Annotated in this window: 15 protein-coding genes and 1 pseudogene; 9 read left to right on the top strand and 7 right to left on the bottom strand. The window is 61.8% G+C overall.

Features of this window, described 5'->3' with window-relative positions; all coding sequences use genetic code 11:
- Positions 1–11: 11 nt before the first annotated feature.
- The 5 genes from BLW22_RS12150 (at position 12) to BLW22_RS12130 (ending at position 5,575) form a co-directional block, all read left to right on the top strand.
- The gene (locus tag BLW22_RS12150; protein WP_065927852.1) at positions 12–1,115 is read left to right on the top strand and encodes an ABC transporter ATP-binding protein; all 1,104 of its coding nucleotides are present in this window, start codon (positions 12–14) and stop codon (positions 1,113–1,115) included.
- A gap of 18 nt (positions 1,116–1,133) precedes the next feature.
- Positions 1,134–2,615: a mannitol dehydrogenase family protein gene (locus BLW22_RS12145; protein ID WP_065948642.1), complete on the top strand. Its 1,482-nt coding sequence runs from the start codon at positions 1,134–1,136 to the stop codon at positions 2,613–2,615.
- A 173-nt stretch (positions 2,616–2,788) separates the two neighbouring features.
- The gene (gene xylB / locus BLW22_RS12140) at positions 2,789–4,270 is read left to right on the top strand and encodes a xylulokinase (RefSeq protein WP_074846464.1); all 1,482 of its coding nucleotides are present in this window, start codon (positions 2,789–2,791) and stop codon (positions 4,268–4,270) included.
- A gap of 12 nt (positions 4,271–4,282) precedes the next feature.
- On the top strand, positions 4,283–5,221 hold the full coding sequence (locus BLW22_RS12135) for a carbohydrate kinase family protein (protein ID WP_065927855.1): 939 nt from the start codon (positions 4,283–4,285) through the stop codon (positions 5,219–5,221).
- 84 nt (positions 5,222–5,305) lie between these two features.
- Complete coding sequence (locus BLW22_RS12130) at positions 5,306–5,575, top strand: DUF2790 domain-containing protein (RefSeq protein ID WP_027606408.1); 270 nt, start codon at positions 5,306–5,308, stop codon at positions 5,573–5,575.
- A gap of 61 nt (positions 5,576–5,636) precedes the next feature.
- Here BLW22_RS12130 and BLW22_RS12125 read toward each other — a convergent pair whose 3' ends face one another.
- The gene (locus BLW22_RS12125; RefSeq protein WP_027606409.1) at positions 5,637–5,906 is read right to left on the bottom strand and encodes a DUF1652 domain-containing protein; all 270 of its coding nucleotides are present in this window, start codon (positions 5,904–5,906) and stop codon (positions 5,637–5,639) included.
- A 232-nt stretch (positions 5,907–6,138) separates the two neighbouring features.
- Complete coding sequence (gene ilvA / locus BLW22_RS12120) at positions 6,139–7,161, bottom strand: threonine ammonia-lyase, biosynthetic (RefSeq protein WP_074846461.1); 1,023 nt, start codon at positions 7,159–7,161, stop codon at positions 6,139–6,141.
- Between the two features lie 249 nt (positions 7,162–7,410).
- Between ilvA and BLW22_RS12115 the strand changes: the two genes are divergently transcribed.
- Both BLW22_RS12115 and map read left to right on the top strand, forming a co-directional pair.
- A complete protein-coding gene (locus BLW22_RS12115) occupies positions 7,411–7,611 on the top strand; it encodes a ParD-like family protein (protein ID WP_027606410.1) in 201 nt (66 codons plus the stop codon).
- On the top strand, positions 7,611–8,366 hold the full coding sequence (map, locus tag BLW22_RS12110) for a type I methionyl aminopeptidase (RefSeq protein WP_065927856.1): 756 nt from the start codon (positions 7,611–7,613) through the stop codon (positions 8,364–8,366). The genes BLW22_RS12115 and map overlap by 1 nt, the downstream gene beginning before the upstream one ends.
- Positions 8,367–8,703: 337 nt before the next feature.
- Here the strand turns inward: map and BLW22_RS12105 are convergent, their stop codons facing one another.
- Positions 8,704–10,290, bottom strand: coding sequence for a RimK family protein (locus BLW22_RS12105; RefSeq protein ID WP_065927857.1), 1,587 nt, complete (start codon positions 10,288–10,290; stop codon positions 8,704–8,706).
- Positions 10,291–10,384: 94 nt separating this feature from the next.
- Here BLW22_RS12105 and BLW22_RS12100 point away from each other — a divergent pair.
- Positions 10,385–10,834, top strand: a pseudogene (locus BLW22_RS12100) (GNAT family N-acetyltransferase); the annotation flags it as partial.
- Here the strand turns inward: BLW22_RS12100 and sfnG are convergent.
- Complete coding sequence (gene sfnG, locus BLW22_RS12095) at positions 10,830–11,915, bottom strand: dimethylsulfone monooxygenase SfnG (protein WP_074846458.1); 1,086 nt, start codon at positions 11,913–11,915, stop codon at positions 10,830–10,832. The pseudogene BLW22_RS12100 and the gene sfnG sit on opposite strands and share 5 nt — an antisense overlap.
- A 267-nt stretch (positions 11,916–12,182) precedes the next feature.
- Here sfnG and BLW22_RS12090 point away from each other — a divergent pair, with 267 nt between their 5' ends.
- Positions 12,183–13,421: an acyl-CoA dehydrogenase family protein gene (locus BLW22_RS12090; RefSeq protein ID WP_074846456.1), complete on the top strand. Its 1,239-nt coding sequence runs from the start codon at positions 12,183–12,185 to the stop codon at positions 13,419–13,421.
- Between the two features lie 151 nt (positions 13,422–13,572).
- Here the strand turns inward: BLW22_RS12090 and BLW22_RS12085 are convergent, their stop codons facing one another.
- The 3 genes from BLW22_RS12085 to BLW22_RS12075 all read right to left on the bottom strand — a co-directional run bounded on the left by BLW22_RS12085 (position 13,573) and on the right by BLW22_RS12075 (position 16,583).
- A complete protein-coding gene (locus BLW22_RS12085) occupies positions 13,573–14,358 on the bottom strand; it encodes a sulfite exporter TauE/SafE family protein (protein WP_027606416.1) in 786 nt (261 codons plus the stop codon).
- A 91-nt stretch (positions 14,359–14,449) separates the two neighbouring features.
- Positions 14,450–15,220, bottom strand: a complete 771-nt coding sequence (locus tag BLW22_RS12080; protein WP_065927861.1) for a class I SAM-dependent methyltransferase — start codon at positions 15,218–15,220, stop codon at positions 14,450–14,452.
- A 58-nt stretch (positions 15,221–15,278) separates the two neighbouring features.
- The gene (locus BLW22_RS12075; protein ID WP_065927862.1) at positions 15,279–16,583 is read right to left on the bottom strand and encodes an ATP-binding protein; all 1,305 of its coding nucleotides are present in this window, start codon (positions 16,581–16,583) and stop codon (positions 15,279–15,281) included.
- Between the last annotated feature and the right edge of the window lie 2 nt (positions 16,584–16,585).

The following is a 16,585-nucleotide window of genomic DNA, read 5'->3' as shown; positions in this document are numbered from 1 at the left end:
AGGCCCATCCCATGGCCAACCTGAAAATCAAGAATCTGCAAAAAGGCTTCGAAGGTTTCTCGATCATCAAGGGCATCGACCTGGAAGTGAACGACAAGGAATTCGTGGTCTTCGTCGGCCCCTCGGGCTGCGGTAAATCCACCCTGCTGCGCCTGATCGCCGGCCTCGAAGAAGTGAGCGAAGGCACCATCGAACTGGATGGCCGCGACATCACCGAAGTCACCCCGGCCAAGCGCGACCTGGCGATGGTGTTCCAGACCTATGCCCTGTACCCGCACATGAGCGTGCGCAAGAACATGTCATTTGCCCTGGACCTGGCCGGCGTCGACAAGCAGCTGGTGGAGAGCAAGGTCAACGAAGCGGCGCGCATCCTCGAACTGGGCCCGCTGCTGGAGCGCAAGCCCAAGCAACTCTCCGGTGGCCAGCGCCAGCGTGTGGCGATCGGCCGGGCGATTGTGCGCAACCCGAAGATCTTCCTGTTCGACGAGCCGTTGTCCAACCTCGACGCCGCCCTGCGCGTGCAGATGCGCCTGGAACTGGCGCGCCTGCACAAAGAGCTGCAAGCGACCATGATCTACGTGACCCATGACCAGGTTGAAGCCATGACGCTGGCCGACAAGGTGGTCGTGTTGAACAGCGGGCGTATCGAGCAGGTCGGCTCGCCGCTGGAGCTGTACCACCAGCCGGCCAACCTGTTTGTGGCGGGTTTTCTCGGCACGCCGAAAATGGGCTTCCTCAAGGGCAAGGTCACCCGCGTCGACGGCCAGGGCTGTGAGGTGCAGCTGGACGCCGGCACTCTGATCAGCCTGCCGCTGAGCGGCGCCAGCCTGAGCGTGGGCAGCGCGGTGACCCTGGGCATTCGTCCGGAGCACCTGGAAATCGCGTCGCCTGGGCAAACCACCCTGACGGTGACGGCCGACGTCGGCGAGCGCCTGGGCAGCGACACCTTCTGCCACGTCATCACCTCGAATGGCGAGCCGCTGACCATGCGGATTCGCGGCGACATGGCCAGCCAATACGGCGAAACGCTGCACCTGCACCTGGACCCGGCGCACTGCCATCTGTTCGACACCGACGGCGTGGCTGTGGCCCGTCCACTGCGCGCCGCCGCCTGATTTCGCGAGTATTGATCGATGAAACTGAATAAGCAGAACCTCACCCAGCTGGCGCCCGAAGTGAAATTGCCAGCCTATACGCTTGCCGACACACGCCAGGGCATCGCCCATATCGGCGTCGGCGGCTTCCATCGCGCGCACCAGGCGTATTACACCGATGCGCTGATGAATACCGGCGAGGGCCTGGACTGGAGCATCTGCGGCGTTGGCCTGCGCAGCGAGGACCGCAAGGCCCGCGATGACCTGGCCGGCCAGGACTACCTGTTCACCCTGTACGAACTGGGCGACACCGACGACACCGAAGTGCGCGTGATCGGCTCGATCAGCGACATGCTGCTGGCCGAAGACAGCGCCCAGGCATTGATCGATAAACTGGCCAGCCCCGAGATTCGCATCGTCTCGCTGACCATCACCGAAGGCGGCTACTGCATCGACGACAGCAACGGCGAGTTTATGGCCCACTTGCCGCAGATCCAGCACGACCTGGCTCATCCGTCGTCGCCAAAAACCGTGTTCGGCTTTATCTGCGCGGCATTGACCCAGCGCCGCGCGGCCGGCATCCCGGCGTTTACCGTGATGTCCTGCGATAACCTGCCCCACAATGGCGCTGTCACGCGCAAGGCACTGCTGGCGTTCGCCGCCCTGCACAATGCCGAGCTGCATGACTGGATCAAGGCCCATGTGAGCTTCCCGAACGCCATGGTCGACCGCATCACGCCGATGACCAGCACCGCCCACCGCCTGCAACTGCACGATGAACACGGCATCGACGATGCCTGGCCAGTTGTTTGCGAACCCTTTGTGCAGTGGGTACTGGAAGACAAATTCGTCAACGGCCGCCCGGCGTGGGAAAAGGTTGGCGTGCAGTTCACCGACGATGTGACACCCTATGAAGAGATGAAGATCGGCTTGCTCAACGGCAGCCACCTGGCCCTGACCTACCTGGGTTTTCTCAAGGGCTATCGGTTTGTGCACGAGACCATGAACGACCCGCTGTTCGTGGCCTACATGCGCGCCTACATGGACCTCGACGTCACGCCAAACCTCGCGCCGGTACCGGGCATCGACCTGACCGACTACAAGCAGACCCTGGTGGACCGCTTCTCCAACCAGGCGATTGCCGACCAGTTGGAACGGGTGTGTTCGGATGGCTCGTCGAAGTTTCCCAAGTTCACCGTGCCGACCATCAACCGCCTGATTGCCGACGGCCGTGAGACCGAGCGTGCAGCACTGGTCGTCGCGGCCTGGGCCTTGTATTTGAAGGGTGTGGATGAGAATGGCGTGAGCTACACAATCCCCGATCCGCGCGCCGAGTTCTGCCAGGGGCTGGTGAGTGACGATGCACTGATCAGCCAGCGGTTGCTGGCAGTGGAAGAGATTTTCGGTACGGCTATTCCCAACTCGCCTGAGTTTGTGGCAGCGTTCGAGCGGTGCTATGGGAGCCTGCGTGATAACGGCGTCACCACTACCCTGAAGCACCTCCTGAAGAAACCGGTTTAAATGTGGGAGGGGGCTTGCTGTGGTGAGTGGGCTTGCCCCGCGCCAGGCTGCGAAGCAGCCCACAAATCTGTGGTGAACCCGTCGGGGGACAAGCCCCACTCACCACAGCAAGCCCCCTCCCACACTGGACCGGGTTGCCAATCCAAAAAAATAACACCGCTGAGCACACCCTCATGACCCAGCAAAACCTGTTCCTCGGCATCGACTGCGGCACCCAAGGCACCAAGGCCATCGTCCTCGACGCGTCCAGCGGCAAGGTACTGGGCCTGGGCGCCGCCGCGCACACCCTGATCAGCGGCGCCAATGGCCGTCGCGAGCAGCACACCCAGGAATGGCTGGACGCCTTTACCGAAGCCACCCACCGCGCCTTGCAACAGGCCGGCGTGGACGGCCAGGACATCCTCGGCATCGGCGTGTCCGGCCAGCAGCACGGCCTGGTGTTGCTGGATGACAGCGGCCAGGTGCTGCGCCCGGCCAAGCTGTGGTGCGACACCGAAACCGCGCTGGAGAACGAGCGCCTGCTGGCCTACCTGGGCGGCGAAGGCGGCTCGCTGGAACGCCTGGGCGTGGCGATTGCGCCGGGCTACACCGTGTCGAAACTGCTGTGGACCCGCGAGCAGCACCCGGATGTGTTCGCGCGCATCGCCCATGTGCTGCTGCCCCACGACTACCTCAACTACTGGCTCACCGGCCGCGCGGTCGCGGAATACGGCGATGCCTCGGGCACCGGTTACTTCAACGTGCGCACCCGCGCCTGGGATATGGCGCTGCTCAAGCACATCGACCCCAGCGGCCGTCTCGAAGCTGCGCTGCCGACATTGATCGAAGCCGATCAAAGCGTAGGCACGATCCTGCCGGCCATCGCCGAACGCCTGGGCATCAACCCCAATGCCAGGGTGTCCAGCGGCGGCGGCGACAACATGATGGGTGCCATCGGCACGGGCAATATCGTCCCCGGCGTGATCACCATGAGCCTGGGCTCGTCCGGCACCGTGTATGCCTTCGCCGACCAGCCCAACGTCAGCCCGCAGGCGTCGGTCGCAACCTTCTGCTCGTCCAGCGGCGGCTGGCTGCCGTTGATCTGCACCATGAACCTGACCAACGCTACCGGGGTGATTCGCGAGTTGTTCGAGCTGGACCTCAACGCCTTCAACGCACTGGTCGAGCAAGCCCCGATTGGCGCCGATGGCGTCAGCATGCTGCCGTTCCTCAATGGCGAACGCGTACCCGCCCTGCCCCACGCCACCGGCAGCCTGCATGGGCTGACCATGACCAACCTGACCCGTGCCAACCTGTGCCGCGCGGTGGTCGAAGGCACCACCTTCGGCCTGCGCTACGGCCTCGATCTGCTACGCCACACCGGCCTGCAAAGCCAGAGCATCCGCCTGATCGGCGGCGGCTCGAAAAGCCCGGTGTGGCGGCAGATGGTCGCCGATATCATGAACACCGAAGTGATCTGCACCGAACAAAGCGAAGCCGCCGCCCTGGGCGCGGCGATCCAGGCGGCGTGGAGCCAGTCCGGAGAGTCCCTGGCCAGCCTGTGCGACAAATGCGTGAGCGTCGACCCGGCCAGCCGTACCCTGCCGGTGGCGGCCAATGTCGGCGCCTATCAACTGGCTTACGAACGCTATCAACAGCACGTGGCAACCCTTTAAGAGCGAACGACTATGTATCTGGTGTGTGGTGAAGCGCTGTTTGATTTTTTCAGCGAGGAAGATGCCAGCGGGCAGGCCTCCAAGGTCACTTACAAGGCGATTGCCGGTGGTTCACCGTTCAACGTCGCGGTGGGTTTGCGCCGCCTGGGCATTGAGGCCGGGTTGTTCGGCGGCCTGTCCAGCGACTTCCTCGGACGGCGCCTGTTGCAGGTGCTCAAGGATGAAGGCGTCAGCGAGCGGTTCCTGGTGGAGTTCGCCGCGCCGACCACCTTGTCGATGGTCGCCGTGGGCGCCGATGGCTCACCGCAGTACAACTTCCGTGGTGAAGGCTGCGCCGACCGACTGCTGGAAGTCGCGCATTTGCCGGTCCTCGGCGATGAGGTGCGCGGGCTGCATATCGGTTCGTTCTCCCTGGTGGTGCAACCGATCGGCGACACCCTGCTGAGCCTGGTCAAGCGCGAAAGCGGCAAGCGCCTGATCAGCCTCGACCCCAACGTGCGCCTTAATCCGCAGCCGGATATCCAACTGTGGCGCGACCGCGTCGCCGAGTTGGCCAAGCATGCCGACCTGATCAAGGTCAGCGACGAAGACCTGCACCTGCTCTACCCCGGCCAGTCGCCGGAAAGCGTGCTGCAGGGCTGGCTGCAACACCGTTGCCAGCTGGTGTTCCTCACCCGTGGCGGCGATGGCGCCAGTGTGTTCAGCCGTCAGCATGGCACCTGGTCGCAACCGGCACAGCGCGTGGTGATGGCGGATACCGTGGGTGCCGGGGATACCTTCCAGGCCGCGTTGATTGCCTGGCTGACCGAGCACCAGCTGGACTCGGTGCAAGGCCTGCAACAACTGACCCGCGTGCAGATCGACGCCATGCTCGGTTTTGCCATCCGCGCTGCGGCACTGACGTGCGGCAAGACCGGGCCGGACCTGCCGTATCGCCAGCAGCTTGGATGAAGGTTTTGTCAGCCAGGGCAAAATTAATCGATGGTTAATCCCGCAAGTCGAGAGTGAAATTCCACTCACTTGCGGAGCACCACCATGAAACTGCACACCTTAATGCTCGGCGGCGCCCTGGCGCTGGCGGCAGTGTCGGGCCTGGCCCAGGCTGACGATCAAACCCAGGCGGTCAACCCCGTGCCTTATCATTACGGCATGCCGATGAACATTGCCAAGGTCCTGGCCATGAACGAAACCCCAACCGGCGACTGTAAAGTCATTGATGCGGATATCAAGTTCCTGGACAAGGCGGGCAAAGTGGAAGACGTGAGCTACCGGAAGATGTCCGAAGCCTGCGATTTCCAGAATTGATGGGCAAACATACACAGCATTGGGCCTGGCATTTACCAGGCCCACCGTTCATAACCAACGATCAGTAGTAACCGCGCCCTCCAGCCCGCTGCTGGACAGGTGCATGGCTGTGCTTGAGGTCTTCACGCAACCCGGTAATGAGGTTGCAAATAGCTCGACTGCTGTCGAGTTTGTCAGCATTGATACCTTTGACCTCCAAATCCACCCGGTCACGGTCGCGGTCGTCATAGACCTTGATCGTCAGCGAAGCATCTTCGGCTTTGGTGCATTCGCACCGTTTAGGCAGGAAACTTCCTTCAATAATGCTGCGAAGTTCTAATTCCGAAAGCATGGCCAACCTCTCCTTTTTTGAGACTGCCAATCGATTGTTATAGGTCTGCAGGCCCGTGCCTGCCACGTCTCGCCAGCCCTGGAAGACGCTTACCTTTACCAGCCTACTCGGCAAATTCCGTTTTTGTTGTAACTTTTCTTCATAAGCAATGTAGGAATTTATATAGCTTAGGTCACCCCAGTTAAATCATCGTCGAACCGCTTCGATTAATCGTTTAACCCCACGCTTCGAATTAAACTGCAGCTTGTGCCGCCACTCTTTCAGCAACATATCGCAAACTATCAAAGTTGATATTTGCGCCTGAATTAACTGCGACCAAGGTCTGCCCACTCACCCCACGACTGGCCACGTACTTGCGAACCCCCGCCACCGCCAACGCACCGGAAGGCTCGGTGATGGAACGCGTATCGTCATAGATCAACTTCATTGCGCTGCACAGTTCGTCATTGCTGACGGTGATCACCTCGTCGACCCAATCGCGGCAGATCTCAAAGCCATAGGCGCCGATCTGCGCGACTGCGGTGCCATCGGCGAACCCGTCGACACTTGGCAACACCACCCGTTCCCCGGCCTGCAGTGCGGCGAGCAGGCAACTGGAGCCTTCGGGCTCGACCCCGATGATGCGCACTTCGGGCCGCAGGTATTTGACGTAGGCCGCAATGCCGGCGATCAGGCCGCCGCCGCCCACGGGCACGAAGATCGCGTCCAACGGGCCTTGTTGCTGGCGCAGGATTTCCATGGCCACCGTGCCCTGGCCGGCGATCACCTCCGGGTCATCGAAGGGCGAGACGAAGGTGCAGCCGGACATCTCGGCCAGTTGCAGCGCATGGGCCAGGGCAAACGGGAAGCTCTCGCCGTGCAGCACCGCTTCGGCGCCCCGGGAGCGCACGCCCAGCACCTTCAATTCCGGCGTACTGCACGGCATCACGATCCGCGCCTGGAGCCCCAGCGTCTTCGCCGCCAGTGCCACGCCTTGCGCATGGTTACCCGCCGACGCCGTCACCACACCGCGCGCTTTCTGCGCGCCGGTAAGCTGCACCAGCTTGTTGTAGGCGCCGCGAATCTTGAAGGAAAAGGTCGGTTGCAGGTCTTCACGCTTGAGCAGCACCTGGTTGCCGAGCATTGCCGAGAGTGCCGGTGCGGCTTGCAGGGGCGTCCGCACCGCGAGGTCATAGACCGGCGCGGCGAGGATCTTTTTCACATAGTGTTCAAGCAATGCCGTATCAGCGGTAGACGGGGCGGGGCACGTGCTCATGGGGTGTCTCCTGGTTTTTAAAGGCCCTGGAGACGGAACAAACAAAACCCGCCTCTAAGGCGGGTTGGGGTGCAGCCGTGTGCTATCCCGCCAAATGAGGAATGGCGGTAATAATGCTTGGCTGGCTGCGGAAGGCTGGGTAGGTCATGCCTGGAAATTAACCGGCCATCCGGATCAAGTCAACATCATGTTTACTGACGACATACGAAACATATACGATTCGTATATCCAACCACTACAGTGAACCTCATGGGCATCGTCAAGATCAGCGACCAACTGCACGAACAACTGCGCCTGGCCAGTGCGGCCATGGACCGTTCCATCAACGCCCAGGCCGAGTTCTGGATCAAGGTCGGCCTGCTCGCCGAACTCAATCCCAGCCTGCCCTACCACGAGCTGATCAACAAACTGTTGCTGGACAAGCCCGACCTGATCCGGGGGCGCAGCTGATGATCAAGACCGCCGCCCAACTGGCTGTGATGCGCGAGTCCGGACGCCTGCTGGCCCAAGTGTTCGACATGCTCGACGGGTTTGTCGCCGCCGGCCGTTCCACCCTGGAACTGGACAGCGCCGTCGAAGCCTTTATCCGCAACGAATTGAAAGCCCGCCCTGCCAGCCTCGGGCAATACGACTACCCCTTCTCCATCAACACCTCGATCAACGAAGTGGTGTGCCATGGCATGCCCAGCGCCAAGGAAATCCTCAAGGAGGGCGACATCGTCAACATCGACATCACCCTGGAAAAAGGCGGCTTTATCGCCGACTCCAGCAAGATGTACATGATCGGCACCGTCGCGCCCAAGGCGCGGCGCCTGGTGGATATGACATTCGAGGCCATGTGGGCCGGGATCCGCCAGGTCAAGCCCGGCGCACGCCTGGGGGATATCGGCCATGCGATCCAGAGCCATGCACAGGCCAATGGCTACAGCGTGGTGCGTGAATATTGCGGCCATGGCATCGGCAAGCAGATGCATGAAGAGCCGCAGATCCTGCACTTCGGCCGCCCTGGCACCGGGCTGGAACTGCGTGAAGGCATGGTGTTCACCATCGAACCGATGCTCAACCAGGGCGGCGCCAAGGTGCGCAGCCTGAAAGACGGCTGGACGGTGGTGACCAAGGACAACAGCCTGTCGGCGCAGTGGGAACATACGGTGGCAGTGACGGCGGATGGCTTTGAAGTCCTTACCCTGCAAACCCGCCCTTGATTCACCCACCGCCGTAGATACCGCCTTATGCAACACCGCGCAAATCCGTAGCAGCTGTCGAGCCCCGGCGAGGCTGCGTCGGCCGCGACTCGGTCCTGAATCGGCAGCGCGACCGACGCAGCCTCGCTTGCGCTCGGCAGTTGCTACGGGGGTGAGGCCGTGAGGTGATTGGCGTTCGTAGCAGCTGTCGAGCCCCGGCGAGGCTGCGTTGGCCGCGACTCGGTCCTGAATCGGCAGCGCGCCTGACGCAGCCTCGCTTGCGCTCGGCAGCTGCTACGGATGTGCGCGGTTAGCTACGCGGCGCGACTTTAAACACCTGTGGCATGCACTCAGCCACTCACCAGACCTGGCCCTGGCGTTTCAACTCCAGGCGCCGCACAAACTCTTCCAGCACCAGGCTGTACAGGTCGTCCTGCAAGTAGGCGTCTTCGATGCCGGCATCCAGGTTGGGGTTGTCGTTGACCTCAATCACCACCACCTTGTCGCCGGACTGCTTGAGGTCCACACCGTAGAGGCCGTCGCCGATCAGGTTGGCGGTCTTCACCGCCAGTTCCACCACCGCCCTGGGCGCTTCATGGACAGCCAGGGTGCGGCATTCGCCGTTGATGGCCTGGCCGATGGCCTTGTGGTTATAGATCTGCCAATGGCCCTTGGACATGAAGTATTGGCAGGCGAAGATCGGCTTGCGGTTGAGTACGCCGATGCGCCAGTCGTACTCGGTGTAAAAGAATTCCTGGGCCAGCAGCAGCACCGAATGCTCGAACAACTCGGCAGTGGCCTTGAGCAAGGCTTCCTGGCTTTCGACCTTGATCACGCCACGGGAGAAACACCCGTCGGGAATCTTCAACACCAGCGGAAACCCGAGGCGCTCGCCGACCCGCTCGAAGTCCTGCGGTCGTTCCTTGTAGAGAATCTCGGTGGCAGGCATACCTAACTGATGGCTGTTGAGCAGGTCGGTAAGGTAGACCTTGTTGGTACAACGCAGGATCGATGCCGGGTCGTCCATCACCACCAGGCCTTCGCTTTCGGCTTTTTTGGCAAAGCGGTAGGTATGGTTGTCGACACTGGTGGTCTCGCGGATCAGCAAGGCGTCGTATTCGGCCAGGCGCGCGTAGTCCTTGCGCTCGATCAGCTCCACATCGATGCCCAGTCCCTTGCCCACGCGGATGAAATTCTCCAAGGCACGGGCGTTGGACGGTGGCAACTGCTCCTGTGGATCGTGCAGGATCGCCAGGTCGTAACGGGCCAGTCGCCGCGAACGAGGTTGGCGCCAGATCTTGCGGCTGAAGTTATCGAGGGCGTGGGCGAATTGATCTTCCTGGTCGTCTCGTAACTTGTGCAATACGCCGGACTTGACCCCTACGATATGCCAACCGTTATGTTTTCTGAACTCAACTAACAAGATCGGACATGGGAATGTTTCAAACAACTGACGGGCCAATTCCTGCAACGGTTCTATATTGGTCCTGCCGAAGTAAAGTGTCAGGGTAAACCCTTCGGTATTACTGTAGAGGTGATGACTCAAGGCTTTATCAAGGGTTTTATCCAAGTCATCCAGCGCCAGGCCGTACAGCGACTTTTTAGTCAGCTCACTGATGGTGCGCACCGAAGGAATCACCTTGTGTCCGCGCGCTTCGGCCAGCAACGAGCAGTAGTAGCCGTGCCCCAGGTACTTGTAGCTGCGGCACAGGTTGATCACTTGCACCCGCTTGCCTGACTCGTTCTGCCGGGTTTGCTCCAGGTACTCCTGGGCGGTGACGATGTCTTCGCTGGGAAAGTAGGAGGCCCAATCTTCCTTGCGTTCAACAATGATCACCACTTGACTGTTACTTCGAGGCGGCGCAGAAAAAAAGCCCTTCGATGTTATTGTCGCCGCGACGATTTGCTCGGATACTTCACGCCAATGACCTTGTACCGCCGACATAATATTTGATCCGCTTTAGAGAACTCGACCTTTTCTATTAAGCACGATCTTTTAGGGAAGTCCCGTTTCGTTACGCAACTTTTACGGCGGTTATATGGCTCTTTTCTCTCGCATTGCATTACCCGGCGATATACCGGCATTAGTCGCATTGGAGCACCCGTGTTTCACCACCGACCGGCTCTCATCGCGCAGTTTTCACTGGATGATCAGCCGCGCCCACGGCCAGTTGCTGGTGGCGGAACAGGACGGGCAGTTGCTCGGTTATGCGCTGGTGCTGTTTCGTCGTGGCAGCGTGTTCGCGCGCCTGTATTCCATCGCCATTGCCGAGCACGCACGCAGCCTCGGGCTGGGCAAGCAGTTGCTCAGCCATGTCGAGGCCTGCGCGGTGACGCACGGTTGCACCCACCTGCGCCTGGAGGTACGCACCGACAACCCCCGCGCCCTGGCGCTGTATGAACGCAACGGCTACCGGCGTTTCGCCCAGGTCAACGACTACTACGCAGACCACACCCCGGCCCTGCGCCTGGAGAAAACCTTGGTCAGGCCACCTGCTTGATCCCGGCCTTGGCTTCCAGCTCGCGCACCAGCGGCAACACGCGCTTGCCGAAGTACTCCACTTCTTCCTGGAAGTGCAGGAAGCCCGCCAGCACCAGGTCCACGCCCACCGCCTTGAGCGCGACGATGCGCTCGGCAATCTGCTGCGGGGTGCCGATCAGGTTGGTCTTGAAGCCATCGTTGTACTGCACCAGGTCTTCAAAGCTGGACTTGGCCCAGTTGCCCTCGCCTTCGGGGGATGCCTTGCCGGCCTGCCTGGCCGCGTCGCCAAAGGCGTTCACGGCCTCCGGGTCGGCCTTGTCGATGATCTCTGCGAGCACGGCGCGGGCTTCTTCCTCGGTGTCGCGGGCGATGATGAACGCATTCACGCCGACCTTGACCGAATGGTTGTTCGCGGCAGCCTTGGCGCGAATGTCATCGACCTGGGCCTTGATGCCTTCCGGGGTGTTGCCGTTGGTGAAGTACCAGTCCGACACGCGCGCCGCCATGTCTCGCGCGGCTCGCGAACTGCCGCCCTGGAACACTTCCGGCTGGCCCAGGGGCTTGGGCTTGAGGGTGTAGTTGTTGAAACGGTAGAAGTCGCCCTTGAAAGTAAAGTCGTCCTGGGTCCAGATGCCTTTGAGGGCGCGGATGAATTCTTCGGAACGGCGATAGCGCTCGTCGTGCTCCAGCCAGTGTTCGCCGATGGCCTGGAACTCGCCCTTGAACCAGCCACTGACGATGTTCACCGCAATGCGGCCATTGGTGAGCTGGTCGATGGTCGCCAGTTGCTTGGCCGCCAGCGCCGGTTGCCACGGGCCGGGCAGGATCGCGGCGATAACCTTGAGCTTGGTGGTCGCGGCCAGCAAGGCATGGCTGAACGCCACGGACTCATGCTGGTTTTCCGCGCCGTAGCCGGCGGTGAAGCGGATCTGGGTCAGGCCGTATTCGAAGCCGGCTTTCTCGGCCAATTGCGCCAGTTTGCGGTTGTAGTCGATGCCCCAGTGGGTGCGTTGTTCGATCTTGCTGACCACCAGCCCACCGCTGACGTTGGGCACCCAATAGGCAAATTTCACGGCTTGCTGACTCATCGAACGGTACCTCGCATAAAGGAATGTACCGAGGTGTGGAGCAGCAAGCGTGCCAGGCGGAGGCAAACGCCCGCGCCACAAGGGGTGCGGCATGTATTCAGGGCTGGGAGGCGTTGAATGCCGATGTCAGGGATTGCGACGGTTTGTCGATTTGCTGTTGCCAGGGCAACAGTAGACAGCATGCATCCCCCGTAAACATTGGCCCTGGCACCCGGCACGGACTGTGCAATCACTCCCTGCACCGATCACTGCCCCGGAGCCCTGCTCATGACCGAACACCACGTTATCAACCCGTTGTCTGTCGGCGTCGACTACCCCACGCTGGCGGCGCGCTTTCGCCCGATTTTCCAGCGCATCGCCGCTGGCGCAGTGGAGCGCGAACAAACCCGCGCCCTGCCCCACGAGCCGATCCAGTGGCTCAAGGAAGCCGGCTTCGGCGCGGTGCGGGTGCCGGTGGAATATGGCGGTGGCGGTGCTTCGCTGCCGCAGTTGTTCGAACTGCTGATCGAACTGGCCGAGGCCGACTCCAACGTGCCCCAGGCCCTGCGCGGGCATTTCGCCTTTGCCGAAGACCGCCTGAATGCGCCGCCCAGTGCCGGCCGCGACCTGTGGTTCAAACGCTTTGTCGACGGCGACATCGTCGGCTGCGCCTGGACCGAAATCGGCACCGTGGCCATTGGCGACGTTGTCACCAAGGTCAGCCCGGACGGCGAGCAGTGGAAACTCAACGGTGAAAAGTTCTACAGCACCGGCAGTATTTTCTCCGACTGGATCGACGTGTACGCCCAGCGCAGCGACACCGGCGGCGATGTGATCGCCGCCACCCGCGCGCGCCAGCCCGGCGTGGAACACAGCGATGACTGGGACGGCTTTGGCCAGCGCACCACCGGCAGCGGCACCTCGCGCTTTACCGATGCGGTGGTGGAGGCGGAAAACGTCATCGATTTCGCGACCCGCTTCAAATACCAGACCGCGTTCTACCAACTTGTCCTGCTGGCCAGCCTCGCCGGTATCGGCCGTGCCGCATTGCGCGATGTGGCCCACCAGGTGCGCAGCCGCAAGCGCATCTACAGCCATGGCAATGCCCAGCACGTCAGCCAGGATGCCCAGATCCAGCAGGTGGTGGGCGAAGTCGCCGCCCTGGTCTACGCCGCCGAAGCCAGCGCGCTGAGGGCTGCGGTACCGGCACAGCGGGCGTACCTGGCGCGTTTCGGTGGGGATGAGGGGGTCGAGCGCGAAGCCAACGTGGCCGCCGAAATCGAGTCAGCCACGGCGCAGGTGGTGGTGTCGGAACTGATCCAGCGCGCCACCAGTGAGTTGTTCAACGCACTGGGGGCCTCGGATGTGCGCCAGGGCAAGTCCCTCGACCGCCATTGGCGCAATGCGCGGACCGTGTCGTCGCACAACCCGGTGATCTACAAGGCGCGGATCGTGGGGGACTGGGTGATCAATGGCACCGAGCCGCCGTTTGTGTGGCAGATCGGCAATGGCCCGGCGAAAGCCTGAATCAAGGTTGGTCACAGTCAAAATGTGGGAGGGGGCTTGCTCCCGATGGCGGTTTGTCAGTCGCCTCATCAGTTGACTGATCCACCGCTATCGGGAGCAAGCCCCCTCCCACATTTGGCCCCTGCCTGTGTAGTTGAATCCCGTGTGCGCCTCAAAAGGCCAATTTGTAGCCGATGGTCATCAACATGATCGCCAGGCACGGGCGCAATACGCCGTCCGGGACCTTGCCGGTCATGTGGCTGCCGAAATAAATGCCCGGCAGCGACCCCATCAGCAGGAAGCCCAGCAGGTGCCAGTCCATATTGCCCATGCCGGCATGGCCCAGGCCCGCCACCAGGGTCAGGGGCACGGCGTGGGCGATCTCGGTGCCGACCAGCCGGCGCGTGGCCAGGAACGGATAGAGGATAAACAGCGCGACCGTACCGAGGGCGCCGGCGCCGATGGAGGTGAGCGCAACCATGGTCCCCAGCACCGCACCGGTCACCACGGTCAGGGCATTCAGGTTGCGCGGGTTCATATGGTAGTGATCGCCGGCGTGGCGCTGGGCGAACGCCAGCAGGCGTTGCTTGAACAGGATCGCCAGGGCGGTCAGCAGCAGCACCACGCCGAGGGCCTGCTTGATCACCGCGTTCATGGCGCTGGGGTCGGTGTGCAGGCTGGCGAGGAACCACAGGGTCAGCAACACCGCAGGCACGCTGCCCAGGGTCAGCCAGCCGGTGATGGTCCAGTCGATGTTCTTGTTCTTGCTGTGGACCAGCACGCCACCGGATTTGGTGATGGCCGCGTACAGCAGGTCAGTGCCCACGGCCGTGGCCGGGTTGATGCCGAACCACAACAGGATCGGGGTCATCAAGGAGCCCCCGCCGACACCGGTCATGCCGACGATAAAACCAACGATCAGGCCCGCAATTACAAAACCAAAGTTACCCACTTCCATCAACGCTACCCGCGGCCTTATAAATTTCTGGCCGCAGGATAGCGATTTTTCTTATAACGACTTATATCAATATGATCTGACTTTATGCCTTTTATGGCAGTCGACGACAGACATACGCCTGGGTCTGATAAGGAAACGCCACCGTGTCGCGGCCCTTCAGGGCTGGATGGCTGGCGATCAAGCCACGCAACTGCTCGGTCACGAGGGCTTTTTCAGCCTCGGGCAACGCAGCAATAAAGCTCACGGAGAGGAAGCGATCCATGATCACTTCCTGTGGGCTGCCGACGTGGCTATAGGGGAAACAGGTCATTTCGGGGACTGAAAAGTACTTGCCGTCGAAGGCTTCACGCCAGCGTCCGGAGTGAAAACGCGGGGTGTCACCCTCGTAGGGCGTGATGATCGCAGTGATCGCCGCCACCCAGTCCACCGACTCATCGCGCACATTCCACACCAGCCCGAGGCGCCCTTCGGGCTTGAGCACGCGGTGGATTTCCGCCAGCGCGGCCTGGGTGGAGAACCAGTGAAAGGCTTGCGCGCAGACCACCGCGTCGGCGCTGGCGGTTTCCAGGGGGATGGCTTCGGCGGTGCCGTTGACCAGGCGCACATCCGGCAACAGCCGGGTCAACTGCGCACCCATGGCCTGCACCGGTTCGACGGCGATCAACGTCGGCGCCAGGGTGCTGAGCAGGCGCGTGAACTTGCCGGTGCCGGCGCCCAGGTCGATCACCCGTGAGTGCCCATCGACGCCGAGCACATCCGTGAGCCAACCGGTGAGCTGCCTGGGATAATTCGGCCGGCCTTGGGCGTAAGTGACGGCCTGGGTAGAGAAACCTTGTTGAGCAGACGTGTGGACACCAGTCATTGCCAATCTCTCCTCGGGTAAAGCGGGGGCACAGTGTGCGCCTTCCCCGGGAGATTTTCTAATCGGCAGCCGTGGGCAACCACACCCGGAACCGTGCGCCGCCCAACGGCGAGGCCAGTGCGGTCAGGGTGCCACCTTGGGCCTCGAGGGCTCGCCGGCTGATGGCCAGGCCCAGGCCAAAGCCACCGGTGGAGCGGTCGCGGCTGCGGTCGAGGCGGTAAAAGGGCTCGAAGATACGCTCGCGCTGGTCCAGCGGAATGCCGATGCCATCGTCATCCACCCAGATTTCACAGCCTTTGGCGCAGACCTTGACGCCCACCTGAATGCGCTTGTCGCAGTAACGCGTGGCATTGCGCAACAGGTTCTGCAAGGCACGGGCGGTGAGGCGCGGGTCGAGGCTGAAGCGTTCCACAGCGCAGTCGAGTGCCACATCGATGACGATCTCGGGGTTTTCCAGCTCGTCATCGACGCTGCCCAACACGCTGTCGATAAATTCATCGAGCACCACCTCCACACGCTCGGGCAATTGCGTCGGGTTTTGCAGGCGACTGTAGGACAGCAACTCCAGCACCAATTCATCCAGCTCGCGAATATGCGCAACCAGGCCATGCAGGCGCTCGCGACTGGCCTCCGGCAAGTCCTCCGACAGCGCCAGGGCCAGGCCGAAATCCAGGCGTGTAAGGGGTGTGCGCAGTTCGTGGGAGACCGCGTTGAGCAGGTCGCGTTGCTGGTTGAGCAGGTGTTCGATGTCGTCGGCCATGGTGTCGAACACCGACGCCAGGCTGCCGATATTGGAGCTGGGCGGAATGTGCGTGCGCTCGGCCAGGTTGCCCTTGCCCAGTTGCGTGGCGGTACTTTTCAGGCGTTCGAGATCGCGCCAGTGCGGACGCAGCCAGAACAGCAGGCAGGCCAGCAACGCCGCACCGATCAGCACGTTCATCGACCAGTACAACAGGTTCATGTCCAGCGGGTCTGGCGGAATGGTCAGCTTGACCACGAACTGCTCGTTGAGCGGCGAGCTGATGTCCTCCATCCAGCCAAACTCCCCCAGGTGAATCACGGGGTTGCCCTGCTCCAGCAGTTTGGCTTCCTGCGTGGTGTAGCTCGCGTCCTGGCGCAACAGCAATTGCACTTTGAGGGGCGCGAAGTCACTGCCCAGTTGCTCGGTCACCTGGGACCAGCGCTCCACCGGCGCGCGCAGGTACTGCTTGACGATCAGCTTCTGCATGCCCCGTGACTGCTCGACGTTGTAGTCCAGGTAGCGGTGTTCGAACAGTTGGATCACCAGCTTGGGAATCAGGAAGATCGCCGCGCTGTAGGTGACGATGGTGATCAGGTAAAGACGTAGCAGCACACGAAACATCG

Source organism: Pseudomonas marginalis (assembly GCF_900105325.1).
Lineage (GTDB): Bacteria > Pseudomonadota > Gammaproteobacteria > Pseudomonadales > Pseudomonadaceae > Aquipseudomonas > Aquipseudomonas marginalis.
This window is presented reverse-complemented; position numbering and strand designations above follow the sequence as displayed.

What these genes read in the sequence shown, in the direction of transcription:
- BLW22_RS12150 (WP_065927852.1), top strand. Translation starts at nt 12, where the DNA reads ATGGCCAACCTGAAAATCAAGAATCTGCAAAAAGGCTTCGAAGGTTTC.
- BLW22_RS12145 (WP_065948642.1), top strand. Translation starts at nt 1,134, where the DNA reads ATGAAACTGAATAAGCAGAACCTCACCCAGCTGGCGCCCGAAGTGAAA.
- xylB (WP_074846464.1), top strand. Translation starts at nt 2,789, where the DNA reads ATGACCCAGCAAAACCTGTTCCTCGGCATCGACTGCGGCACCCAAGGC.
- BLW22_RS12135 (WP_065927855.1), top strand. Translation starts at nt 4,283, where the DNA reads ATGTATCTGGTGTGTGGTGAAGCGCTGTTTGATTTTTTCAGCGAGGAA.
- BLW22_RS12130 (WP_027606408.1), top strand. Translation starts at nt 5,306, where the DNA reads ATGAAACTGCACACCTTAATGCTCGGCGGCGCCCTGGCGCTGGCGGCA.
- BLW22_RS12125 (WP_027606409.1), bottom strand. Translation starts at nt 5,906, where the DNA reads ATGCTTTCGGAATTAGAACTTCGCAGCATTATTGAAGGAAGTTTCCTG.
- ilvA (WP_074846461.1), bottom strand. Translation starts at nt 7,161, where the DNA reads ATGAGCACGTGCCCCGCCCCGTCTACCGCTGATACGGCATTGCTTGAA.
- BLW22_RS12115 (WP_027606410.1), top strand. Translation starts at nt 7,411, where the DNA reads ATGGGCATCGTCAAGATCAGCGACCAACTGCACGAACAACTGCGCCTG.
- map (WP_065927856.1), top strand. Translation starts at nt 7,611, where the DNA reads ATGATCAAGACCGCCGCCCAACTGGCTGTGATGCGCGAGTCCGGACGC.
- BLW22_RS12105 (WP_065927857.1), bottom strand. Translation starts at nt 10,290, where the DNA reads ATGTCGGCGGTACAAGGTCATTGGCGTGAAGTATCCGAGCAAATCGTC.
- sfnG (WP_074846458.1), bottom strand. Translation starts at nt 11,915, where the DNA reads ATGAGTCAGCAAGCCGTGAAATTTGCCTATTGGGTGCCCAACGTCAGC.
- BLW22_RS12090 (WP_074846456.1), top strand. Translation starts at nt 12,183, where the DNA reads ATGACCGAACACCACGTTATCAACCCGTTGTCTGTCGGCGTCGACTAC.
- BLW22_RS12085 (WP_027606416.1), bottom strand. Translation starts at nt 14,358, where the DNA reads ATGGAAGTGGGTAACTTTGGTTTTGTAATTGCGGGCCTGATCGTTGGT.
- BLW22_RS12080 (WP_065927861.1), bottom strand. Translation starts at nt 15,220, where the DNA reads ATGACTGGTGTCCACACGTCTGCTCAACAAGGTTTCTCTACCCAGGCC.
- BLW22_RS12075 (WP_065927862.1), bottom strand. Translation starts at nt 16,583, where the DNA reads ATGTTTCGTGTGCTGCTACGTCTTTACCTGATCACCATCGTCACCTAC.